Raw genomic sequence first — 21,314 nt, 5'->3', positions numbered from 1 at the left:
GGGCCGCGCCCGCCGGTCGCTCCCGTGTCATCTGCGCCGACGGGCCGTCCCGAAGACCGAGCGCGAGATCTCCCGGCCCAGTTGCGTCCCGATCGACCGGGCCAACGAGCGGAACAGCCCGCTCCCCACCACCTGCTCGGCCAGCGAGGGATCCGGCTTCGGGGCGCTGCGCGCGGCGCGCTCCGCCTCCTTGGCCTCCTTCTCGGCCTCGGCGGCCGCAGCGGCCGCCTCCGCCCGCGCCTCGGCGGCGGCCTGCTCGGCGCTGATCTTCTCGAACGCCGACTCGCGGTCGACCGGCTCCGCGTAGCGCGCGTACAGCGGCGAGGACTTCACCGCCCGGTCGAGCGCGGCCGCCTCGATCGGCCCCATCAGCGACTGCGGGGCGCGCAGCCTGGTCGCCGCGACCGGGGTGGGGGCGCCGTTCTCGCTGAGCACGGTGACGACCGCCTCGCCGGTGCCCAGCTGGGTGAGCAGCTCCTCGAGGTCGTACTCGGAGTTCGGGAAGGTCCTCACCGTCGCCTTCAGCGCCTTCGCGTCGTCGGGGGTGAAGGCGCGCAGCGCGTGCTGGACGCGGTTGCCGAGCTGGGCGAGCACGTCCGACGGCACGTCCTTGGGGGTCTGCGTCACGAAGAAGACGCCCACACCCTTGGAGCGGATGAGGCGCACCGTCTGGGTGATGGCGTCGAGGAAGGCCTTCGAGGCGCCGTTGAAGAGCAGGTGCGCCTCGTCGAAGAAGAAGACCAGCTTGGGCTTCTCCACGTCGCCGACCTCCGGCAGGTCGTCGAAGAGGTCGGCCAGCAGCCACATCAGGAAGGTGGAGAAGAGCTGCGGCTTGTCCTGGACCGCCGGGAGTTCCAGTACGGAGACCAGTCCGCGCCCGTCCGCGGCCGTCCGCAGGAACTCGCTGGTGTCGAACTCCGGCTCGCCGAAGAACTCCGCGGCCCCCTGCTGCTCGAAGGCCGTCAGCGCCCGCAGGATCACCCCGGCCGTCACCGTGGACAACCCGCCGATGCCCTTGAGCTCCGGCCTTCCCTGATCGGACACGAGGAAGGCGACGACCGCGCGCAGGTCCTTGAGGTCGATCAGCTCCAGACCCTTGGTGTCGGCGTAGTGGAAGATCAGGCCGAGCGACTGCTCCTGCGTTTGGTTGAGCTGGAGCACCTTCGACAGCAGCACCGGGCCGAAGCCCGTCACCGTGGAGCGGACCGGGATACCGGGGCCGATACCGCCGAGCGAGTAGAACTCGCTGGGGAATCCGGTGGCCTCCCACTGCTGGGCCACGTCCGCCGCCCGCCCCTCGGTCTTCGCGTTCGACGCGCCCGGGACGGAGATCCCCGAGACGTCTCCCTTGATGTCCGAGAGGAAGACCGGGACACCGTTCGCCGACAGCTGTTCGGCGATGAGCTGGAGGGTCTTGGTCTTGCCGGTGCCGGTGGTGCCCGCAACCAGCCCGTGCCGGTTCAGCATCGGCAGGGGGACGCGGATCTGGTGGCCGGGCAGGCAGGCGCCGTCCCAGAGCAGGGCCCCCAGGTCGAGCGCGGGTCCGGTGAAGGCGTACCCGGCGGCGATCTTGCCGGCCGGGCCCGTCTGATCCGCGGGGACGGCGGCGTCGGTGCTCTCGCTCATGCATCACTCCCGAATTGGCCCCGTCCGCCACTTTTGCACCCGCGCTGCGAGGCTGCGCCCGCAGGGCCCGGCCCGGTAGGCTTTCCGTGTGATCTTCAAGCGCATCGGTAATGGCAAGCCGTACCCCGACCACGGCCGGGAAAGCACCCGGCAGTGGGCGGACGTCGCGCCGCGCCCGGTCCGGCTCGACCAACTGGTGACGACCAAGGGACAGCTCGACCTCGAAACGCTGCTCGCCGAGGACTCCACCTTCTACGGCGACCTCTTCGCGCACGTCGTCAAGTGGCGGGGCGACCTCTACCTGGAGGACGGGCTGCACCGCGCCGTGCGTGCGGCCCTGCAGCAGCGGCAGGTCCTGCACGCCCGCGTCCTCGAGATGGACTGACGCTCCGCCCTCGGCACGGACCGCGGCACGGCCCTCGGGTCGGACCGCGGACGGGCCATGGGGCGGACCACGTACGGGCCGTAGGCGAACCACGTACGGGCCGTGGGCGAACCACGTACTGACCCCGTACGGCCTCGGAACGGCTTTCGGGACGGACCGTGGACAGCCCCCGGGACAGCCCGCCGCTTCGCGTAGATTGCGCCTTTCGGGTCACCATTGACCTATCAGCAGATCATTTAGTAGGCATCGTCGGCGGGCGGCACTACGCTGCGCCCATGAGCATGCTCACTCCCCCCGGCATGGGCGGAAAGTACCGCGTCACGGGAGCCGCCTACCCCCGCATGAGCCGTAAGCGGAGCCGCCGTCGGATCGTCTTCGCCGTGCTCGGCTCGGTCCTCGCGCTGGCCCTGCTCGGCTACGGGGCCCTGCAGCTCATCGACGTGTTCCAGGGCGACAGCCCGAAACGGAACACCGCCGCAGGAGCCAAGGACTGTCCGACCACGGCGGCCAAGCCGGCCGCCAAGGACGGCTCCAAGGCCGGCCCCGAAGCCGCCACGACCGCCTCCGCGGCGGCGCAACCAGCGGTCGTACTGCCCAAGCCCGGCGACATCACCGTCAACGTCTACAACGCGACCCCGCGCGCCGGACTCGCCAAGGCCGTCGGCGACGAGCTGGCCAAACGCGGCTTCGCCATCGGCCACGTCGGCAACGCCCCGGCCGACTTCGACAAGAAGGTCCCCGGCGCAGCGATACTGCTGGGCTCCCCCACCACCGACAAGGCCGCCTACTCCGTACTGGGCACCCAGGTCGTCGGCGCCACCCTGCAGACCGACGCCCGCGAGACCGCGGACATCGACCTGATCCTGGGCGACGCCTTCAAGGAGCTGAGCACGAAGGAGGACGCGGACAAGGCGCTGGCCGCACTGGCCAACCCCGCGCCCGCGCCCGCCAAGTGCTGACCGGCCCCCGGAACTACTCGGCGGAGCCGTACATGCGGTCGCCCGCGTCACCCAGGCCCGGGACGATGTAACCGTGCTCGTTGAGCCGCTCGTCGACCGCGGCCGTCACCACGGTCACCGGCGTGCCCGCCAGCTCGCGCTCCATGATCTCGACGCCCTCGGGCGCGGCCAGCAGCACCACGGCCGTGACGTCGTCGGCGCCGCGCTTGATCAGCTCCCGGATCGCCGCGACGAGCGTGCCGCCGGTGGCCAGCATCGGGTCGACGACGTAGACCTGCCGTCCGGAGAGGTCCTCCGGCATGCGCGTCGCGTACGTGGAGGCCTCCAGGGTCTCCTCGTTGCGGACCATGCCCAGGAAGCCCACCTCGGCGGTCGGCAGGAGCCGCACCATGCCGTCGAGCATGCCCAGGCCGGCGCGCAGGATCGGCACGACCAGCGGGCGCGGGTGCGACAGCTTCACGCCGGTGGTGGGAGCGACCGGAGTCTCGATGTCGGCCTGCTCGGTGCGCACGTCCCTGGTGGCCTCGTACGCGAGCAGGGTCACCAGCTCGTCGGCGAGCCGCCGGAAGGTGGGGGAGTCGGTGCGCTTGTCGCGCAGGGTGGTGAGTTTGTGCGCCACCAAGGGGTGATCGACGACCTGCAAACGCACAACATCCTCCAAAACTCGGCCTGCGACCTGCAAAAACGGCCGCACGACGCGACCTGCACCCAAAAGGCTACGCGCTGAAGCGGCCCCTGCGTGTCCGAAGCCGCGGGCACGCCCGCAGCGGTCTGCGGATGCGACCCGCGCGGACGCCCAGCACGCTGGACTGATGAGCAACGCACCGGTGATCGCGGCCGTCGACGGATCCGACCACAGCCTCAGGGCCCTGGAGTGGGCCAGGGCCGAAGCGGTGCTGCACGGTACGGGGCTGCTGATCGCCCACGTGCTGCCCGACCACGCCCAGTTGTACGCGGGGCGCCGGTCCGCGCTGCACGACTCCTCGGAGCCGGAGGAGTTCGCCGACCCGGTGAGCGACCGGATCCGGGCCATGCTCGGCGGCCGCTCCGACGTGCCGGACGGGGTCCGGTACGAGTCGCTGGAGGGCTCCGTCCCCGAGGCGCTGCGGGTGATCGGGGCGGAGGCCCGGATGCTGGTGATGGGCTCCCGGGGGCGGGGCGGCTTCGCCAGCCTGCTGCTCGGCTCGAACAGCCGTGCCGTGGCCACCACGGCGCCGTGCCCGGTGGTGGTGGTCCCGCACGCCGAGCGGAGCGCGGGGGGCGCCGGCGCGGAGCGGTCCGCCGGGCGGGTGGTGCTCGGCCTGCACGCCGCCGAGACGCCCGACGACGTACTGGCCTTCGCGTTCGCGGAAGCGGCCGTGCGGGGGACCACCGTCCAGGTGGTGTCCGCGTACGCCATCCCGCCCGCGCCGACCATGGTGATCGACAGCCCCTTCGCGGTGATACCGCCGGAGGGGCTGGCCGACGACGGGGACGCCGTGCCCGCCGAACGGGAGATGCTGCGTTCCCAGACGGAGCGGCTGGCGCCCTTCCGCACCCGGTATCCGGACGTCCCGGTCGAGCAGGCCGCCGTGCCCGGGGACGCGGCGGGCCGGCTGGTCGCCGTCTCTCGGTCGGCGGCGCTGGTCGTGGTGGGCCGCCACCACCCGCGGCGCACCGCCATGTCGCTCTCGATCGGTTCGGTGGCGCACGCGGTGCTGCAGCACGCGCACGGCCCGGTGGCCGTGGTCCCGACCCTGTCGGAAGACGTCTGACCTGCACGGGGGTGGCATCAAACGGTCCGTCCGGGGGAAGGTGGGTGCAGGGGGAACGACCGACCAGCCTGGGGTGGTGGCCGATGCCCGACACGCAGCCGAGCGACGACGCGCCGGAGACCGCGGCGCAGCGCCGAGCACGCCGCGCGCAGTTCCTGCGCGACCTGATGGAGGCGCGGGCGCTGCGCGACCGCGTCCAGCCCCGCCGCGCCCGCGCGGCCCGCATGCGCCAACAGATGCGCATGCGCACCTTCCGCTGGTAACCCGCGTCACCCGCCCCCGAGGCGCCGCCCGGGCTGCCGCGCCTCAATCGCCGACGGGGCCCAAGCCGACGGGGCGGAAATGGCGCTGCGGGCGATCCGTCCCGCGGCCGGCGGACGGCATCAGCCGAATCAGCCGGTCCAGTCCCGCCCGGCACGCGACACGGCCGGGGCGCGCCCGGCGCGCAGGGGCTCCGGAGCGGGGCCCGGGCAGGGGCCCCGACCCGTACGGCACCGCCGCCCCGCACGCCCCGTCCGAGCCGCGCGGCGCACGGCACGGGACGACGCAAGCGCGGAAGACCTCTCGCAAAGCCGCTGTTTCTGCCACGATGCCGATTGGGCGGGGTACGTACGGCGAGCACGACAGCCGTTCGACCCCAACCTCCGGCCGGGGGGACCTCCAACCGGCACGCCTAAGACCAGTGGGAGAGTCACGGTGTATTTCGCCGCACTGCTCGCGCGCACCGAAGACGGGTGGGAAGCGAGCGACATGGAACTCGACGACGTCGAGTCCCTCAGTGATCTGATCGATCTCGCCCGTTCCGCCGCTGTCGACGACGACACGGTGGTCGCCCTCATCGAGCAGGAGGACGCCTGGTTCGGCGTCGTCCGCGTGGACGGCGAGGAGGACCCGCGGTACTTCGTATCGAACGCCTCCGCGGCCGCCCGCAGCTCCTACGGCTCGATGCTGACCAAAGAGCTGCTGGGCAGCGACGAGGAGGACGACGAACTCGACGAACTGGACCTGGACGGCACCGAGGACGGCGAGGAGGAAACACTCACCGCCTTCACCGACGAGGACGACGACGAGGACGAGGCGGGCGGGACCGGCGCGGAGCCGGTACCGGCCGGTCCGCTCGGCGACCCCCGACTGCTGGACGACCTCGGGGTGACCCACAAACAACTGATGACCCTGGACGGGGACGCCCTCTCGGAGATCGCCGACTCGCTCGGCGCCACCGAGGTCCTGGAGGCCGTCCGCTAGTGATCCACACGCACGACGCGCACACCCCCGATCCCGTACGGGATCCCTGGCGGGACTCCATGCGCCTGGCGCTCCAGGAGGCCGCCCGGGCGGTGCCGGCCGGCGATGTGCCGGTCGGCGCCGTCGTGCTCGGCCCGGACGGCGCGATCCTCGCCACCGGGTACAACGAGCGCGAGGCGACCGGCGACCCGACGGCGCACGCCGAGGTCCTGGCGCTGCGCCGGGCCGCCGCCGCGCTCGGGGAATGGCGGCTTCCGGGGTGCACCCTGGTGGTGACCCTGGAGCCGTGCGTGATGTGCGCGGGCGCGCTCGTGCAGGCGCGCGTCGCCCGGGTCGTCTACGGCGCCGACGACGAGAAGGCGGGCGCGGCCGGCTCGCTCTGGGACCTCGTACGGGACCGCAGGCTCAACCACCGGCCCGAAGTGATCCGCGGCGTCCTGGCCGGGGAGTGCGCGCGGCAGCTGACGGACTTCTTCCGCGACCTGTGACGACGGCCTCCCACAGGGCCGGCAGCCGCCTCGGGACGCCGATTTCGGCGAATGCACCTCCTTAGGCTAGGATCCATCTCGGTAGTGTGTCCGAGTGGCCGAAGGAGCTCGCCTCGAAAGCGAGTATGGGGCAACCCATCGGGGGTTCAAATCCCTCCACTACCGCTCCGATCGAGAGCCCCGCCCCGCAAGGGTCGGGGCTTTCGGCGTTCGTACGGCTCTTGTCGGTCTTTCGCTTGCTTCCCGTCGGCCTCCGGTCGGCTTCCCGTTGACCTCCGGTCGGCCTCCGATCCGGCTCCCGTGCGGCCTGCGCCCGGCTCCCGTCCGGCGGACAGCCGCGTGACCGGCCGCCCCCTCGGCCGTTGTCACGGCATGACCAAGACCCAGCGCATGCTCGCCGCCTTCGCCCTCGCGGGGGCCGCCGCGGGCCTCGCCGCACCCGCCGCCTCCGCCGCGCCCATCGCGCCGCTCACCCTCCCGGACCTCCCGACGGCCGCCCCCGGCATGCCCGCCGGGGCCCAGCCGGCCTCCGTCGAAGACATCGGCGGGAAGCTCGGCGAGGGAGCCAACCAGCTCAACCAGCTGATGGAGCTGCCGAACCAGCTCGCGCCCGTGATCGCCCCCGTACAGCCCCTCACGGACCTCCTCGGCGCCGTGCAGTAGCCGCGCCGGCGCCGAGGAGCGGGGAACGCGGAGAAGGTCCCGACCGAGGTCGGGACCTTCTCCGTGCGGACCGGGGGAAGGGGCATCGGGGGGACGAGCCGCCTCCCCCGACGAGGACGGAACCTGCCGGCCCGAGCCGCGGTTCAGGGGGAAATCCGCGGCTCGGACCCGCAGTGAGGCCCTGTCCCTCACCCACCGGTTTCCTGCCAGAACCGGTGGGCTCACACCAATCCTGCGCGCCCCGCAACCGCCGGCACCCCGGCAAAGGACCCGGAGTACGGGGTCATTGGTCCTTAAAGGGCGGGTGAGTGTCCAAACCTGACCGGTTAGACTCACCCGACTTCGCAGGACCGGTTGGGGAGGCCGTCACCGCTCATGGACACCAAGAAGCTCATCACGGGCGCCCTCACCATCTTCGTCCTCTTCGTGATCATCACCCAGCCCAAGCGGGCGGCCGAGATGGTGGGAATAGGTTTCCAGGGCATATCGGATGCCGCCTCCGGCATCGGCGAGTTCATGACCGAACTGGTGCGCTGAACCCGTACGCTGAAGCAGCTTCCGGACTTCCCGGCCCCCCACTCCGACGGGTGGGGGGCTTTTTGCATACCCATCACTAGGCGCAATGCCCCAATATACCCAACTTGCCCTCAACACGGTGATATGCGGTGCTTGCACACAGTGCACATGTCTTGTGATGCTATGACCGCTTTTGACGGATGAGTTGACTGAAGGGGTGGCGTGACCGTGCCGGCCAGTACAGCGCCTCAGGTGCCACCCCAGCAGGACCCCCAGGTACCGCCCCAGCATGAACCCCAGCACGAGCCCCGGCACGAACCTCAGCACGAACCTCAGCACGAGCCCCGGCAGGAGCCCCGGCTGGTGGCGGACAAAGGGGCGGCCAAAGGGGAGGCTAAAGGAGCAGGCGAGGTAGCAGGCGAAGGGGCGAACAGGGGGCTGCCCCAAGAGGCGGCCCAGGAGGAGCCCCCGCCCGCCCCGGTCCCCCCCAGACCGCCCAGCCGGGGCGCGGACACCCGGGCCCTCACCCAGGTCCTCTTCGGGCAGCTGAAGGGCCTGCAACCGGGCACCAGCGAGCACAACCGGGTGCGGGGGGCCCTCATCGAGGCCAACCTCCCGCTCGTGCGCTACGCGGCCGCCCGCTTCCGCAGCCGCAACGAGCCGATGGAGGACGTGGTCCAGGTCGGCACCATCGGCCTGATCAACGCCATCGACCGGTTCGACCCCGACCGCGGCGTTCAGTTCCCGACCTTCGCGATGCCGACCGTCGTGGGCGAGATCAAGCGCTACTTCCGCGACAACGTCCGCACCGTCCATGTCCCGCGCCGCCTCCACGAGCTGTGGGTGCAGGTCAACGCCGCCACCGAGGACCTCACCACCCTCCACGGCCGCACCCCGACCACCCCCGAGATCGCCGCGCGGCTGCGCATCAGCGAGGACGAGGTCCTCTCCTGCATCGAGGCCGGACGGAGCTACCACGCAACCTCGCTGGAGGCCGCCCAGGAGGGCGACGGCATGCCCGGCCTCCTCGACCGCCTCGGCTACGAGGACCCGGAGCTGGCCGGGGTCGAGCACCGCGACCTCGTCCGCCACCTCCTCGTACAACTGCCCGAGCGCGAGCAGCGGATCCTGCTCCTGCGGTACTACAACAATCTGACGCAGTCGCAGATCAGCGCGGAGCTGGGGGTCTCCCAGATGCACGTCTCCCGGCTCCTCGCCCGGAGCTTCGCCCGATTGAGATCCGCAAACAGGATCGAGGCGTAACCGTAACGAGTGGAGATCATCCACACGTTTCCCGACAGAACGGGCTGATCCCCTTCTGACCTCTTCTGTCGCTGGAGATATATGTCGACTTGGCGCTACAGCGTGTTGCCGACATGTGACATTCTGCTTGAACCGCGTTTGCCGCAGCCCCGCCTCCGGTATTCAGGTGGAGGCTGCGTTCCTCCGACGGACGCGCCGCACGCGACCGTCCGCGACCTCAAGGGGGTGGCATGTCCGTAGACCAGGGCAGCTCCAAGGTGCTCACGCTCGTCAAGAGTGCGACTCCGGCAGTGTCCGACCGCTCGGAAGCCATCGACACCCGCACCCTCTCCCGCTCCCTCTTCCAGCGCCTTGCCGCCCTGGACGCGGACAGCCCCGACCGGGCGTACGTACGCGACACCCTGATCGAGCTGAACCTGCCCCTGGTGCGGTACGCCGCCGCCCGGTTCCGCAGCCGCAACGAGCCGATGGAGGACATCGTCCAGGTCGGCACCATCGGCCTGATCAAGGCGATCGACCGGTTCGACTGCGAACGCGGCGTGGAGTTCCCGACGTTCGCGATGCCGACCGTCGTGGGCGAGATCAAACGATTCTTTAGGGACACCTCCTGGTCCGTGCGCGTCCCGCGCAGGCTCCAGGAGCTGCGTCTCGCGCTGACCAAGGCCAGCGACGAGCTCGCGCAGAAACTGGACCGCTCGCCGACCGTGCCGGAGCTCGCCGCCGTCCTGGGCGTCTCGGAGGAAGACGTGGTCGACGGTCTCGCCGTCGGCAACGCCTACACCGCCTCCTCGCTCGACTCGCCCTCGCCCGAGGACGAGGGCGGCGAGGGCTCGCTCGCGGACCGCCTCGGCTACGAGGACACCGCGCTCGAAGGCGTCGAGTACCGCGAGTCGCTGAAGCCGCTGCTCGCCAAACTCCCGCCCAGGGAGCGGCAGATCATCATGCTGCGATTCTTCGCGAACATGACGCAGTCGCAGATCGGCGAGGAGGTCGGCATCTCCCAGATGCACGTCTCCCGGCTGCTCACCCGCACCCTCGCACAACTGCGCGTAGGTCTCATCGGCGAGTGACGGGCCGCCGCGGGCTTCCCAATTGACGGAGCGTCAGTAAAACTGGCGCGATGCGAACGGGATCCCGTACGGCCGCCCCGACCGCCCTCCTCGCCCTGTGCTGCACGGCCGCCGCCGGCCTCACCGGCTGCGGCGGCCCGGCACGCGGCGGCTATGTCGCCGTGGGCGCCGCTGCCCCGGGCCCCGAACGGGGCCCGGGGGAGAACGTGGCGCCGCAGGGTCAGGTGGAGTTCCAGCAGCTCGGCGGCCCGTCCGCGGCGGGCGGCTCCTCCGTCTCGTCCAGTACGTCGGCCAGCACGCCCGAGTCCCGGCCACCCGGCGGCTCCGCCCCGGGCGGAGCGACGACCACCGGCCCCGGCGGCTCCGGACGCGCCGCCGGAATCCCGCCCGGTGCGGGGCCGTCCACCACCCCACCCGGCCTTCCGGGCACCCCAGGCTCCCCAGGCGCCCCCGGCTCGCCGAACACGCCGTCCGGCCCGTCGGGCCCGTCCACCAGGCCCGGCACGACGCCGCCGGCACCCCCGACGACCCCGGCGAAGCTGACGTTGTCCACCCCGGTCAGGGCGGCCGCCGCCGACCGCTGGTGCGAGCGGGTCACCATCACCTTCACCAACACCGGCACCACGGCGGCCCGTTCGGGCACGGCCAGCTTCGCGACCCACATCATCGGAGCCCTCGGCGTCGACTGGGCCACGATCACCACCACCCAGCCGCTGCCCACGCCGATCGCGGGCGGAGCCGCAAAGGCCCAGACCTACACGGTGTGCGTGGAGGCCTGGCGGGTGCCGCTGGGCATGCACGTGGACACCCAGAAGGTCACGGCCACCTGGAGCTGAGGCCGGGTCCCGGGTCTCAGTGCAGGACGACCCACAGGGCGGCGCCGAGGACGAGCACGAGGGCGATGCCCACCCCCAGCCACGCGCCCTTCTTGGAGCCCGCGGCCTGCTGCTCCTCCTCGCGGCGCTGGCGACGCGACCCGGTGGGCGTCTGCCGGGCCGGCGCGGCCTCCTCGACGAAGGCGCGGAACATCTGGGTGCTGCCCGCGGGGTCGTAGTTGCCCTCGGGGACCTGTGAGTTGTGGTTGTCAGCCATGGGGCAGGACCCTAGCCGGTTTTCCGGTTCCTTTACCGCCCCACCCCCAGGATTCATTTGCCTGTAGCAACCATCTGCTCTTATGGTTGCTCTAAGCAACAAGATGGGGGGTCGGCCGGTGACCACTCGGTACGAGGAGCTGGCCCGCCGGCTCACCGGGATCGGCGCGGTCAAGCGCGAGCTCGCCCGCGCCCTGCCCGCGGACTGCCCGCCCGGCGCGGCCGCCGTCCTCACCGTGCTCGACCGGCACGGAGAGATGCGACTGAGCCGGCTGTCCGAGCTCATGGCCGTCGACATCTCGGTGACCAGCCGGCACGTCGCCCACGTCGCCGAGCGCGGCTGGATCGGACGCGAGACCGACCCGGGTGACGGCCGCTGCCGCATCCTGCGGCTCACCCCGGCCGGGCACGCGCTCCTCGCCGAGCTCGGCGCCCGGCACACGGCCGCGCTGGAAACGGCGCTGGCCGACTGGTCCGCCCAGGACATCGACGTACTCAACACCCTGCTGGCCCGACTCCGATCGAGCTTCTAGACAAAGGAAAGACATGGCCAAGTCGGAGACGACGCCCGAGGGCACGTCCACCGCGACGCCCACCGCCCCGTCCGTGACCCCGTCCGGGACCCCGTCCGCGACGCCGCCCACAGCCCCGTCCGTGACCCCGTCCATGACCCACCCGCAGATCATGAAGGCGCTTTCCGGGCTGATGCTCGGCATGTTCGTGGCGATCCTGTCGTCCACGATCGTCTCCAACGCCCTGCCCCAGATCATCAGCGACCTGGGCGGCACCCAGTCCTCGTACACGTGGGTGGTGACCGCGGCTCTGCTGTCGATGACGGCGGCCACCCCGCTGTGGGGCAAGCTGTCCGACCTCTTCAGCAAGAAGCTGCTGGTCCAGATATCCCTGGTGATCTACGTCCTCGGCTCCGTGGTCGCGGGCATGTCCCAGAACACCGGCATGCTGATCGCCTGCCGCGTCGTCCAGGGCATCGGCGTCGGCGGTCTGTCCGCCCTCGCGCAGATCGTGATGGCCGCGATGATCTCCCCGCGCGAGCGCGGCCGGTACAGCGGCTACCTCGGCGCGGTCTTCGCCGTCGCCACCGTCGGCGGTCCGCTGCTGGGCGGTGTCATCACCGACACCGAGTGGCTGGGCTGGCGCTGGTGCTTCTACGTCGGCGTGCCCTTCGCGGTCATCGCGCTGATCGTCCTGCAGAAGACGCTGCGGCTTCCGGTGGTGCGCCGGGACGTCAAGGTCGACTGGCTGGGCGCCTTCCTGATCAGCGGCGCCGTCTCGCTGCTGCTGATCTGGGTCACGCAGGCCGGTGACTCGTACGACTGGATCTCCTGGACGACCCTGGCGATGACCGGCGGCGCCGTCGCGCTCGGCGGGCTCTTCGTCCTCGTGGAGTCCCGGGCGAGCGAGCCGATCATCCCGCTGCGGCTGTTCCGCAACAAGACCATCACCCTCGCCTCGGCGGCCTCGCTGTTCGTGGGCATCGCGATGTTCTCGGGCACCGTGTTTTTCAGCCAGTTCTTCCAACTGGCCCGGGGCGAGTCCCCCACGATGTCCGGAGTTCTCACGATTCCGATGATCGGCGGGCTCTTCGTCTCCTCCACGGTTTCCGGTCTGGTGATCACCAAGACCGGTAAGTGGAAGGCCTGGCTCGTCTCCGGCGGTGTGCTGCTGACGGCCGGTCTGGGGCTGCTGGGCACCCTGCGGTACGACACCCCGTACTGGCACATCGCGGTCTACATGGCGCTGACCGGCCTCGGCCTCGGCATGATGATGCAGAACCTGGTCCTCGCCACCCAGAACCAGGTGGCCCCCGAGGACCTGGGCGCGGCCAGCTCCGTCGTCACCTTCTTCCGCTCGCTCGGCGGCGCCATGGGCGTCTCGGCGCTCGGCGCGGTGATGGCACACCAGGTCACCGGGTACGTGAAGGACGGCCTCGCCGCCCTCGGCCCGAAGGCCGCGGCGCTCGGCCACGGCGGCACGGGCGGCGGTGCCATCCCGGACCTCGACAAGCTGCCGGCGCCGTTCCGCACGGTCATCGAATCGGCGTACGGGCACGGCGTCGGCGACGTCTTCCTCTACGCGGCCCCCACCGCGCTGCTGGCGCTGCTGCTCTGCCTGTTCATCAAGGAGGTCGCGCTGAAGTCGAAGCCCGCGGCCCACGCTCCGGCGGCGGCGTCCGCCGAGGCGCCCGCCGTCGAGCCCGCCGAGGCGCCGGCCAAGGCCTAGGCGTCGGCCAAGGCCTTCGCCCAGGCCCAGGCCCAGCCGATCCCTAGGCGGTGGCCTTCGCCTCGATGCCCGCGATCAGTACGTCGAGCGCGAGACAGAAGTCGCCCTCGGGCGCCCGCCGGGCCGTGCCCCCGCAGCCGTGCAGGAACTGCGAGACGGCCAGGTGGGCGCCGGTCCGGGCGGAGCCGGCGAGGCCCGTGGCGTCCAACAGCCGCTGGAGGGCGGCGTCGAAGGCCCGGGCGTGCGGGCCGATGTTCGGATAGGCCGCGGTGAGCGGAGCCACCCAGGGGTGGTCCGCCAGCAGCCGCCGGTAGCCCCGGGCCAGCGTCCGCAGCCGGCCGGGCCAGCCCTCCGACGCCGGCCCGGAGGACAGGGCCAGCTCGCCCAGTGCCCGGTCCAGGGCCAGTTCGAGCAGATCGTGTTTGGTGTCCACGTACCAGTACAGGGACATCGCGGTGACCCCGAGCCCGGCGGCGAGCCGCCGCATCGAGAACCGGGCCAGCCCCTCGGCGTCGAGCAGCCGCACAGTGGCGGCGGTGATCCGCTCCCGGTCCAGCCCGGAGAGCGCCTCGCTGCGGCGTCTGGCGGGTGCGGCGGGCCTGGCGGCCAGCCACACGCTGGACTCGACCGGGAGCGGATCACCGGAATCAGCCGCGGTCACCATGGAGGCACCCTCCTCACGCCAGGTGGATCAGCCCGGAATGCCCGGTCCGCCCTGTTGATGCTAGGGGGTGCCTCCCCGGTCCGGCCGGATCAGGACGTGCCGCCCGGCGCGTGCGACGCCGGGTCAGGACGTGGGAGCCGTGAGGTCGTAGACGGTGGCTCCGCCCAGCGTGGACGCCTTGAACGTGGCCTTCACCCAGCTTTCGATGGCACTGCTGGTTCCGCCGGCCGGGCCGCCCTGCCGCATCCCGTCGGCGCTCTCGGAGGATGCTCCGCCCTGGCCGCCTCCCGGGCCTCCGCCCTGAATGCCTCCCTCGCCGCCTCCCTGGCTGATGAACCAGTGGATCCGGCCGTCCTTCACGTACTGCTTGAACTGCTCCAGGGTGGGCGAGGGGTCACTGCCGTTGAAGCCGCCGATGGGCATCACGGGCACGCCGGAGGCCAGTTGGTAGCTCGCCGCGTTCTGGGAGCCGACGGCGGCCGCCGCCCAGGTGTACTTTCCGGCGTCGGCCCGCAGGGCCGCCTTGGCCTCGGCGCCGACCCGGGTGCCGCCCAGCAGGCCGCCGGGTCCGCCCTGGCCACCACCGGCGCGCTCCATGCCGCGCCCGGCCTGACCGCCCGGGACTCCCGCACCGCCGGGGACTCCCGCAACGCCCTGGCCGCCCTGACCGCCCCGGCCCGGCGGCATGCCGCCCTGCGGCGGGATGTTGCCGCCCTGCGGGCCGCCCTGCTGCGCGCCACCGGGGCCGCCCAGCGGCACCTCACCGGCAGCGCCGGGACCCCGCATCATGCCGCCGGGTCCGCCCCGGCCTCCCGCCACCGCCGGTCCGGCGGTCACGATCGAGCCGGCGTGCCCGGTGTCCACGGTGGTCAGGCAGTACGCGAACGGGCCCGCCAGCGCCGCCGCCAGCCCCAGCGCGGCCGTGGCCTGCAGCACCCGGCGTCCCGCCCGCACGACGAACGGCAGCGCGGCCGCGGCGAGCAGACCGCCCACCAGGACCACCCAGCGCAGCCACGGGAGATAGCCGGTGGCGCGACCGAGCAGGACGTACGACCAGACGGCGGTCAGGGCGAGCGTCCCGGACAGGGTGAACAGCGCGGCCCGGGAGCCCCGCTCCTCCCACAGCACGGCGACGCCCATGCCGATCAGCGCGGCCACGAACGGCGCCAGCGCCACGGTGTAGTACTCGTGGAAGATGCCCTGCATGTAGCTGAAGACGACCGCGGTGATCAGCAGCGAACCGCCCCAGGCGAGGAAGGCCGCACGTGCCATGCCCTCCAGCGAGTCGGTGGCCCGGCGCGCCCGCCAGATGACCACCAGTCCGGCCACGAGCAGGACCAGGGCGGCGGGCAGCAGCCAGGAGATCTGACCGCCGATATTGGCGGAGAAGAGCCGGTCGATGCCCGTCTCACCCCAGCCGCCTCCACCGCCGCCGGCGCGTCCGCCACCGCCGACGCTACCCGTCTCGTTGCCGTTGATCCGCCCCAGGCCGTTGTAGCCGAGGGTGAGTTCCAGGAAGGAGTTGTTCTGCGAGCCGCCGATGTAGGGGCGGGAGGAGGCGGGCCACAGTTCGACGACGGCCACCCACCAGCCGCCGCCCACCACCATCGCGAGCCCGGCGAGCAAGAGCTGTCCCAGCCGCCTGCGCAGCCGGGTGGGCGCGCAGACGGCGTACAGCACGGCGAGCGGCGGCAGGATGACGAAGGCCTGGAGGGTCTTCGTGAGGAAGGCGAAGCCGACCGCGACACCGGCCCAGAGCAGCCAGTCGGTGCGTGCCCCGTCGAGGGCGCGCAGGACGCAGTACACGGTGAGCGTGAGCAGCAGGGTCAGCAGCGCATCGGGGTTGTTGAAGCGGAACATCAGCGCGGCGACGGGCGTGAGGGCGAAGACTGCGCCGCTCAGCAGCGCGGCCCCCGGCCCGAACTGGCGCCGCACGGCGGCATACAGCACACCGGTCGTCGCAACGCCCATCAGGGCCTGCGGGACGAGGACCTGCCAGGAGCCGAGCCCGAACAGCCGGACCGACAGCATCATCGGCCACAGGGCGGCCGGGGGCTTGTCGACGGTGATGGAGTTGCCGGCGTCGGAGGAGCCGAAGAAGAAGGCCTTCCAGCTCTCGCTGCCCGCCTGTACGGCGGCGGAGTAGAAGGAGTTGGCGTACCCGGAAGACCCCAGGTCCCAGAGCAGCAGGACGGCCGTGGCGATCAGCAGCCCGGCGAGAGCGGGCCGTTCCCAGAGGGGCCGGTCGGTGGCGTGCCGGCTGGTGCGCGCCCGGGACTCGGGGACCGGGAAGAGCGGAGTCGCTGCGGTGGTCATCGGATGTCGTCCTTCACAGGAGTGTCGCGCCGCTCGGGGAAGACCCAGGCGCGGAAGAGCAGGAACCGCAGCACGGTGGCCGCGAGGTTTGCGGTGATCAGGACGGCCAGTTCGGTGCTGTGCGCGGGTGCGGCCGCGGCCGCATCGAGGGCGGCGAGGGAGCCGCTGGTCAGAGCGAGCCCGATGGCGAACACCACCAGCCCCTGGGCCTGGTGGCGCACCGCCCGGTCCCGGCCGCGCACGCCGAAGGTGAGGCGGCGGTTGGCGGCGGTGTTGGCAACGGCGGAGAGCAGCAGGGCGGCGCCATTGGCGACCTGCGGACCCGCTCCGGTGCGGAAGGCGGAGTACAGCAGCAGGTAGAGCAGGGTCGACAGGGCCCCGACGGCGCAGAAGCCGAGGAGCTGGCGGGCCAGCCCGCCGTCCACGCCGGGCAGCGCCGTGCGGTCCCGCGGGTCGTCGCCGAAGGGGCGGGCGAGCCTGTCGAGCGGGAGCGCGCCGACGGCCAGCGCCCGGCCCACCCGCCAGACGCCCTTGAGGTCCTCGGTGGCGGTCTTCACGATGTGGACGGTGGAGTCGGGGTCGTCGACCCAGTCCACCGGCACCTCGTGGATCCGCAGCCCGGCCCGCTCGGCGAGCACGAGCATTTCGGTGTCGAAGAACCAGCCGGTGTCCTGCACCAGGGGCAGCAGACGCTCGGCGACCTCCCGCCGGATGGCCTTGAACCCGCATTGGGCGTCGCTGAAGCGGGCGGCGAGCGAGGAACGCAGGAGGAGGTTGTAGGCGCGGGAGACGAACTCCCGCTTCGCTCCCCGTACCACCCGGGAGGACCGGGCGAGGCGGGTGCCGATGGCGAGATCGGAGTGGCCGGAGATCAGTGGGGCGACCAGGGGCAGCAGGGCGTTGAGGTCGGTGGAGAGGTCCACGTCCATGTACGCCAGGACCGGTGCGTCGGAGCCGGACCAGACGGTGCGCAGGGCCCTGCCCCGGCCCTTCTCCTCCAGCCGGGTGCTGCGTACGCCGTCCAGGGCTGCGGCGAGCTCGCGTGCGACCTCGGGGGTGCGGTCGGTGCTCGCGTTGTCGGCGACGGTGATCCGGAAGGGATAGGGGAAGGTGCGGGTGAGGTGCTCGTGCAGCCGGCGCACGCACGGTCCGAGGTCTTTCTCCTCGTTGAAGACCGGGATCACCACGTCGAGGACGGGCTCGCCGGGCAGGGGGGCGAGGGGAGCCCGTGCCGGAAGGGCCCCGGGAGAGGCGTCGATTGGCATGTACCGACACTCGCCGGGGGGCCTGTCACCGCTGTGTGATGAGCCTGTGCCCCGTCTGTGAGTCCGTCTGTGGGTCCGTCCGTGAGGACGCCTGCGCGTCGGTCTGCGGCTGGGGCAGCAGGACCTCGAAGCAGGTCCGTCCGGGCTCGCTGCGCACGCTGACCCGTCCGCCGTGCGCGGCGACCACGGCCTGGACGATGGCGAGCCCCAGTCCGGTGGAGCCCGCCGCCCGGGAACGGGAGGCGTCGCCGCGGGCGAAGCGCTCGAAGACGTGGGGGAGCAGGTCGGGCGGGATGCCGGGCCCGTCGTCCTCGATCCGTAGCCGGACGGCGGATGTTTCACGTGAAACATGCGCGGTGACGGTGGTGCCGGGCGGGGTGTGGGTGCGGGCGTTGGCCAGGAGGTTGACCAGGACCTGCTGAATACGGGCCGGGTCGCCGCAAAAGGGCGCGGGTTCGTCGGGCAGGCGCAGCCGCCAGTGGTGCTCGGGGCCGGCGGCCCGGGCGTCGCTGACGGCGTCGACGACGAGCGGGGCCAGGTCGGTGTCGGTGTCGCCGGTGGAAAGGGGGCGGCCCGCGTCGAGCCGGGCCAGCAGCAGCAGATCCTCGACCAGGCCCGTCATACGGGTCGCCTCCGACTCGATCCGGCCCAGGGCGTGCCGGGTGTCGGGACCCGGCTCCTCCCGCCCGCGGCGGGTCAGTTCGGCGTAACCGCGGATGGAGGCCAGCGGGGTGCGCAGTTCGTGGCTGGCGTCGGCGACGAATTGCCGGACCCGCATCTCGCTCTGCTGGCGGGCCGTGAGCGCGGAGGAGACGTGGCCCAGCATCCGGTTGAGGGCCGCGCCGACCTGACCCACCTCGGTGCGGGGGTCGGCCTCGGCATCCCGGACCCGCTCGTGGAGCGCGGGCTCGCCCCTGTGCAGGGGAAGTTCGGAGACCCGGGTGGCGGTGGCGGCCACCCGGCGCAGCGGGCGCAGGGCGACCCCGACCAGTGCCTGCCCGGCGAGGGAGGCCGCGATCAGCCCGGCGAGGGTGACGCAGACCTCCACCGCGATCAGGGTGTTCACGGTGGAGTCGACCTCGTGGAGCGGGAAGCCCAGGACGAGGCTTCCATCGGGCGCGGACTGCACCCTGTACGCCCCGAGTCCCGGCAGGCTCAGGTTCATGGGTGTGCCGCGGCCCTGCCCGGCCGTGCGCGCGGCCTGGGCGAGGACGGCGGTCTGGGCCTCGGTGAGGGCCTGGCCCTTACTGGGCTCGGGGTCTTCGACGCGCACGTTGCGGTCGGCCCCGAACACCTTGCCGTCGGAGTCGGCACGGAATCCGACGGCGCCCAGCGGGGTGCCGGGCCCCAGGACCGACTTCCCCTCCCTGATCGCCTTCTGCATGCCGGGAGGCGAGGCGGCCATGTCGACGGAGATCCGCAGCTGCTCGTCGAGCTTGTCGACAAGGTACGAGCGCAGGGCAAGGGTGGTGACGGCCCCGATGGCCGCGCCCACCACGGCGATCAGTGCCACCGCCGAGACGACGAGCCGGGTCCGCAGGGACCAGGGGCGGCGCGGCCGCTTCAGGCGGAAGGCCACTACTCCGCCGGCTTGATCAGGTAGCCGGCACCTCGCCGGGTGTGGATCATCGGCGCCATCCCCGGGCCGCTCTCCAGCTTCCGCCGCAGGTAGGAGATGTACAGCTCGACCACATTGGCCTGGCCGCCGAAGTCGTAGGACCACACTCGGTCCAGGATCTGCGCCTTGCTCAGTACGCGACGCGGATTGCGCATGAGGTAGCGCAGCAGCTCGAACTCGGTAGCGGTCAGGTGGATCTCCCGGCCGCCGCGCACCACCTCGTGGCTGTCCTCGTCGAGGCGCAGGTCGCCGACTGCGAGCACCGAGCCGCCGCGCGCGGCCTGGGCCGCGCCCGAGCGGCGGACCAGGCCGCGCAGCCGGGCCACGACCTCTTCCAGGCTGAACGGCTTGGTGACGTAGTCGTCGCCGCCCGCCGTCAGGCCCGCGATGCGGTCCTCCACGGAGTCCTTGGCGGTCAGGAAGAGCACGGGGACCTGGGGGATCTCCCGGCGCAGCTGCCCCAGGACGGCGAGCCCGTCCATGTCGGGGAGCATGATGTCGAGGACGACGACGTCCGGCCGGAACTCGCGCGCCGCCCGGACCGCGCCGGCCCCGTCACCGGCGCTGCGGACCTCGCAGCCCTCGTAGCGCAGGGCCATGGACAGCAGCTCGGAGAGTGAGGCCTCGTCGTCGACGACGAGGACCCGGCAGGCTCCGCCGTCGGGCCGCACCAGGGCCATGGGGTTGCTCGTGGACGTGGACGCGTGGGAGGTGGTCGTCGCAGTCATACGACCACGCTGTCCGGCGCCTCTGAGAGCGTTCTTGTCCCTACCTGTGAATTTCCTGAGAAACGCCGGTCAGCCGTCGAGCCGGAACAGTCGCGCTCCGTTGTCGTGGCAGACGGCGCGCAGCCAGTCGTCGCCGAGGCCGAGCCGTTCGAGGGCGACGAGCTGATGCTCGTAGGGGTAGGGGATGTTCGGGAAGTCCGTGCCCAGCAGGATCCGGTCGCTCAGGTCGGCGAGCCGCCCGAGGTCCCCGGGCGGGAAGCCGCTGATCCGCTCGGAGAAGTCGGTGAACGCCATCGTGGTGTCGAGGCGCACCTCCGCGTACCGGCCTGCGAGGTCGAGGAAGTCGGCGTACTCGGGCATGCCCATGTGGGCGACGATCAACGGCAGCCGTGGGTGGCGGGCCAGCAGCCGGGCGATCGGCTCGGGCCCGGTGTGCTTGCCCGGGGCCGGCCCGGACCCGCAGTGGATCACGGTCGGGACACCTGCCTCGGCGAGCAGCCCCCAGACGGGGTCGAGCCGGTCGTCGTTCGGGTCGTAGCCACCGACCTGGAGGTGCGACTTGAAGACGCGGGCCCCGCCTTCGAGGGCCCGGCCGACATACGCGGTCACGCCCTCCTCCGGGAAGAAGGTCGCGGTGTGCAGGCAGTCAGGGGTCCGGGCGGCGAAGTCGGCGGACCAGGCGTTGAGCCAGGCTGCCATCTCCGGCTTGTGCGGGTAGAGCATGGCGGTGAAGGCCCGGACCCCGAACTCCCTCAGGAGCGCGACGCGCTGCTCCTCCTCGTGCCGGTAGGTGATGGGCCACTCGACAGCCGTCAGCGGGCCGATCGCGTCGAAGTAGTCCCAGACCTTGTCCAGGACCCGCGCGGGCATGAAGTGAGTGTGGACGTCCACCAGGCCGGGCAGCCCGAGCCGCTCCCGGAAGGCACGGACCGCCTCAGCCGTTGCGGGCAAAGCCGTGGCTCCGCTCGACGGTCGCGACGTGCAGGGTGTAGCGCTCGTACCAGTCCTCTCGGCCCTGCTTCATGGCCGCCTGGTGCTCCAGGTCCTCCCGCCAAGCGGCGAGGGACTCGTGGTCACGGAAGTAGGCGACGGTGATACCGAGACCTCCCGGGGTGCGGGCGGACTCGTAACCGAGGAAGCCGGGATTCTCCGCGACGATCTCGTTCATCCGGGCGAGGGTCTCCGGGTATCCGCTGTCATCGGAGCAGCGGATATTGCTGAAAACGGCCATGACATAAGGCGGTTCGAAGGCCGGTACCGGCTGGATGCTCATGCCCACCACCCTCGTCGGCGCGCCCCTGGCATGTCCACCGGAATCGGCCCCGGAAGCCCAAAGGGATCCAAGTTTTGACCATGCCCAACCCGCCCGCCCGGCCCTGCTCAGCCCGCCCGCCCCTGCCCTGCTGGGCCTGCCCGCTCAGA

Annotated in this window: 23 protein-coding genes and 1 tRNA gene; 14 read left to right on the top strand and 10 right to left on the bottom strand. The window is 71.9% G+C overall.

The genetic code is table 11. The features are described from left to right. Positions 1-27: 27 nt before the first annotated feature. Positions 28-1,626: a helicase HerA-like domain-containing protein gene (locus tag AB0D48_RS01760; protein ID WP_362389651.1), complete on the bottom strand. Its 1,599-nt coding sequence runs from the start codon at positions 1,624-1,626 to the stop codon at positions 28-30. Between the two features lie 88 nt (positions 1,627-1,714). Between AB0D48_RS01760 and AB0D48_RS01755 the strand changes: the two genes are divergently transcribed. Next, positions 1,715-2,011: a type II toxin-antitoxin system VapB family antitoxin gene (locus tag AB0D48_RS01755; protein WP_017240525.1), complete on the top strand. Its 297-nt coding sequence runs from the start codon at positions 1,715-1,717 to the stop codon at positions 2,009-2,011. A 275-nt stretch (positions 2,012-2,286) separates the two neighbouring features. Continuing rightward, on the top strand, positions 2,287-2,970 hold the full coding sequence (locus AB0D48_RS01750) for a LytR C-terminal domain-containing protein (RefSeq protein WP_362389649.1): 684 nt from the start codon (positions 2,287-2,289) through the stop codon (positions 2,968-2,970). Between the two features lie 13 nt (positions 2,971-2,983). Here AB0D48_RS01750 and upp read toward each other — a convergent pair whose 3' ends face one another. Then, positions 2,984-3,619 (bottom strand): uracil phosphoribosyltransferase, encoded by a 636-nt coding sequence (gene upp / locus AB0D48_RS01745; RefSeq protein WP_069921170.1) that lies wholly within the window; start codon positions 3,617-3,619, stop codon positions 2,984-2,986. Positions 3,620-3,782: 163 nt separating this feature from the next. On the opposite strand from upp, the gene AB0D48_RS01740 reads away from it, so the two are divergent. From AB0D48_RS01740 to AB0D48_RS01695, 10 genes are all read left to right on the top strand, one after another. Beyond that, on the top strand, positions 3,783-4,724 hold the full coding sequence (locus tag AB0D48_RS01740) for a universal stress protein (protein WP_362389647.1): 942 nt from the start codon (positions 3,783-3,785) through the stop codon (positions 4,722-4,724). Positions 4,725-4,807: 83 nt separating this feature from the next. Beyond that, positions 4,808-4,987, top strand: coding sequence for a hypothetical protein (locus AB0D48_RS01735; protein WP_030027564.1), 180 nt, complete (start codon positions 4,808-4,810; stop codon positions 4,985-4,987). 433 nt (positions 4,988-5,420) lie between these two features. After that, complete coding sequence (locus AB0D48_RS01730) at positions 5,421-5,969, top strand: hypothetical protein (RefSeq protein ID WP_362389645.1); 549 nt, start codon at positions 5,421-5,423, stop codon at positions 5,967-5,969. Positions 5,970-6,028: 59 nt separating this feature from the next. Next, positions 6,029-6,457 (top strand): tRNA adenosine(34) deaminase TadA, encoded by a 429-nt coding sequence (tadA, locus tag AB0D48_RS01725; protein ID WP_362389781.1) that lies wholly within the window; start codon positions 6,029-6,031, stop codon positions 6,455-6,457. A gap of 80 nt (positions 6,458-6,537) precedes the next feature. After that, a tRNA-Ser gene (locus AB0D48_RS01720) sits at positions 6,538-6,622 on the top strand. A gap of 207 nt (positions 6,623-6,829) precedes the next feature. Further along, entirely contained in the window at positions 6,830-7,120 is a 291-nt protein-coding gene (locus AB0D48_RS01715) for a hypothetical protein (RefSeq protein WP_362389643.1), read from the top strand. Between the two features lie 375 nt (positions 7,121-7,495). Next, complete coding sequence (locus AB0D48_RS01710) at positions 7,496-7,657, top strand: hypothetical protein (protein ID WP_167739582.1); 162 nt, start codon at positions 7,496-7,498, stop codon at positions 7,655-7,657. A gap of 417 nt (positions 7,658-8,074) precedes the next feature. Further along, positions 8,075-8,899, top strand: a complete 825-nt coding sequence (locus AB0D48_RS01705; protein ID WP_362389779.1) for an RNA polymerase sigma factor SigF — start codon at positions 8,075-8,077, stop codon at positions 8,897-8,899. Between the two features lie 230 nt (positions 8,900-9,129). After that, positions 9,130-9,969, top strand: coding sequence for an RNA polymerase sigma factor SigF (locus AB0D48_RS01700; protein ID WP_362389641.1), 840 nt, complete (start codon positions 9,130-9,132; stop codon positions 9,967-9,969). A 50-nt stretch (positions 9,970-10,019) separates the two neighbouring features. Further along, entirely contained in the window at positions 10,020-10,805 is a 786-nt protein-coding gene (locus tag AB0D48_RS01695; RefSeq protein ID WP_362389639.1) for a hypothetical protein, read from the top strand. 16 nt (positions 10,806-10,821) lie between these two features. On the opposite strand, the gene AB0D48_RS01690 is transcribed toward AB0D48_RS01695, so the two are convergent. Next, positions 10,822-11,061: a hypothetical protein gene (locus tag AB0D48_RS01690; RefSeq protein ID WP_362389637.1), complete on the bottom strand. Its 240-nt coding sequence runs from the start codon at positions 11,059-11,061 to the stop codon at positions 10,822-10,824. Between the two features lie 103 nt (positions 11,062-11,164). Between AB0D48_RS01690 and AB0D48_RS01685 the strand changes: the two genes are divergently transcribed. Both AB0D48_RS01685 and AB0D48_RS01680 read left to right on the top strand, forming a co-directional pair. Next, positions 11,165-11,593 carry a MarR family winged helix-turn-helix transcriptional regulator gene (locus AB0D48_RS01685; protein ID WP_362389635.1) on the top strand — a complete coding sequence of 143 codons (429 nt, stop codon included), beginning with the start codon at positions 11,165-11,167 and terminating at the stop codon, positions 11,591-11,593. Between the two features lie 133 nt (positions 11,594-11,726). Continuing rightward, on the top strand, positions 11,727-13,301 hold the full coding sequence (locus tag AB0D48_RS01680; protein ID WP_362389777.1) for an MDR family MFS transporter: 1,575 nt from the start codon (positions 11,727-11,729) through the stop codon (positions 13,299-13,301). Positions 13,302-13,344: 43 nt separating this feature from the next. On the opposite strand, the gene AB0D48_RS01675 is transcribed toward AB0D48_RS01680, so the two are convergent. From AB0D48_RS01675 to AB0D48_RS01645, 7 genes are all read right to left on the bottom strand, one after another. After that, positions 13,345-13,965: a TetR/AcrR family transcriptional regulator C-terminal domain-containing protein gene (locus tag AB0D48_RS01675; protein WP_362389632.1), complete on the bottom strand. Its 621-nt coding sequence runs from the start codon at positions 13,963-13,965 to the stop codon at positions 13,345-13,347. Positions 13,966-14,088: 123 nt separating this feature from the next. Then, positions 14,089-16,281, bottom strand: a complete 2,193-nt coding sequence (locus AB0D48_RS01670) for a glycosyltransferase family 39 protein (RefSeq protein ID WP_362389630.1) — start codon at positions 16,279-16,281, stop codon at positions 14,089-14,091. Next, positions 16,278-17,546 carry a bifunctional glycosyltransferase family 2/GtrA family protein gene (locus tag AB0D48_RS01665; RefSeq protein ID WP_362389628.1) on the bottom strand — a complete coding sequence of 423 codons (1,269 nt, stop codon included), beginning with the start codon at positions 17,544-17,546 and terminating at the stop codon, positions 16,278-16,280. The genes AB0D48_RS01670 and AB0D48_RS01665 overlap by 4 nt, the downstream gene beginning before the upstream one ends. A gap of 25 nt (positions 17,547-17,571) precedes the next feature. Beyond that, positions 17,572-19,125: a HAMP domain-containing sensor histidine kinase gene (locus AB0D48_RS01660; RefSeq protein WP_362389626.1), complete on the bottom strand. Its 1,554-nt coding sequence runs from the start codon at positions 19,123-19,125 to the stop codon at positions 17,572-17,574. Further along, on the bottom strand, positions 19,125-19,892 hold the full coding sequence (locus AB0D48_RS01655) for a response regulator transcription factor (protein WP_362389624.1): 768 nt from the start codon (positions 19,890-19,892) through the stop codon (positions 19,125-19,127). Before AB0D48_RS01655 ends, AB0D48_RS01660 begins: the two co-directional genes overlap by 1 nt. Before the next feature lie 69 nt (positions 19,893-19,961). After that, positions 19,962-20,843 carry an amidohydrolase family protein gene (locus AB0D48_RS01650; RefSeq protein ID WP_362389622.1) on the bottom strand — a complete coding sequence of 294 codons (882 nt, stop codon included), beginning with the start codon at positions 20,841-20,843 and terminating at the stop codon, positions 19,962-19,964. Further along, positions 20,827-21,165: an antibiotic biosynthesis monooxygenase gene (locus tag AB0D48_RS01645; protein WP_362389620.1), complete on the bottom strand. Its 339-nt coding sequence runs from the start codon at positions 21,163-21,165 to the stop codon at positions 20,827-20,829. Before AB0D48_RS01645 ends, AB0D48_RS01650 begins: the two co-directional genes overlap by 17 nt. Between the last annotated feature and the right edge of the window lie 149 nt (positions 21,166-21,314).

Source organism: Streptomyces sp. NPDC048269 (assembly GCF_040652395.1).
Lineage (GTDB): Bacteria > Actinomycetota > Actinomycetes > Streptomycetales > Streptomycetaceae > Streptomyces.
This window is presented reverse-complemented; position numbering and strand designations above follow the sequence as displayed.

What these genes read in the sequence shown, in the direction of transcription:
- AB0D48_RS01760 (WP_362389651.1), bottom strand. Translation starts at nt 1,626, where the DNA reads ATGAGCGAGAGCACCGACGCCGCCGTCCCCGCGGATCAGACGGGCCCG.
- AB0D48_RS01750 (WP_362389649.1), top strand. Translation starts at nt 2,287, where the DNA reads ATGAGCATGCTCACTCCCCCCGGCATGGGCGGAAAGTACCGCGTCACG.
- AB0D48_RS01740 (WP_362389647.1), top strand. Translation starts at nt 3,783, where the DNA reads ATGAGCAACGCACCGGTGATCGCGGCCGTCGACGGATCCGACCACAGC.
- AB0D48_RS01735 (WP_030027564.1), top strand. Translation starts at nt 4,808, where the DNA reads ATGCCCGACACGCAGCCGAGCGACGACGCGCCGGAGACCGCGGCGCAG.
- tadA (WP_362389781.1), top strand. Translation starts at nt 6,029, where the DNA reads ATGCGCCTGGCGCTCCAGGAGGCCGCCCGGGCGGTGCCGGCCGGCGAT.
- AB0D48_RS01715 (WP_362389643.1), top strand. Translation starts at nt 6,830, where the DNA reads ATGACCAAGACCCAGCGCATGCTCGCCGCCTTCGCCCTCGCGGGGGCC.
- AB0D48_RS01710 (WP_167739582.1), top strand. Translation starts at nt 7,496, where the DNA reads ATGGACACCAAGAAGCTCATCACGGGCGCCCTCACCATCTTCGTCCTC.
- AB0D48_RS01700 (WP_362389641.1), top strand. Translation starts at nt 9,130, where the DNA reads ATGTCCGTAGACCAGGGCAGCTCCAAGGTGCTCACGCTCGTCAAGAGT.
- AB0D48_RS01695 (WP_362389639.1), top strand. Translation starts at nt 10,020, where the DNA reads ATGCGAACGGGATCCCGTACGGCCGCCCCGACCGCCCTCCTCGCCCTG.
- AB0D48_RS01690 (WP_362389637.1), bottom strand. Translation starts at nt 11,061, where the DNA reads ATGGCTGACAACCACAACTCACAGGTCCCCGAGGGCAACTACGACCCC.
- AB0D48_RS01685 (WP_362389635.1), top strand. Translation starts at nt 11,165, where the DNA reads ATGGGGGGTCGGCCGGTGACCACTCGGTACGAGGAGCTGGCCCGCCGG.
- AB0D48_RS01680 (WP_362389777.1), top strand. Translation starts at nt 11,727, where the DNA reads ATGACCCACCCGCAGATCATGAAGGCGCTTTCCGGGCTGATGCTCGGC.
- AB0D48_RS01675 (WP_362389632.1), bottom strand. Translation starts at nt 13,965, where the DNA reads ATGGTGACCGCGGCTGATTCCGGTGATCCGCTCCCGGTCGAGTCCAGC.
- AB0D48_RS01670 (WP_362389630.1), bottom strand. Translation starts at nt 16,281, where the DNA reads ATGACCACCGCAGCGACTCCGCTCTTCCCGGTCCCCGAGTCCCGGGCG.
- AB0D48_RS01665 (WP_362389628.1), bottom strand. Translation starts at nt 17,546, where the DNA reads ATGCCAATCGACGCCTCTCCCGGGGCCCTTCCGGCACGGGCTCCCCTC.
- AB0D48_RS01655 (WP_362389624.1), bottom strand. Translation starts at nt 19,892, where the DNA reads ATGACTGCGACGACCACCTCCCACGCGTCCACGTCCACGAGCAACCCC.
- AB0D48_RS01645 (WP_362389620.1), bottom strand. Translation starts at nt 21,165, where the DNA reads ATGAGCATCCAGCCGGTACCGGCCTTCGAACCGCCTTATGTCATGGCC.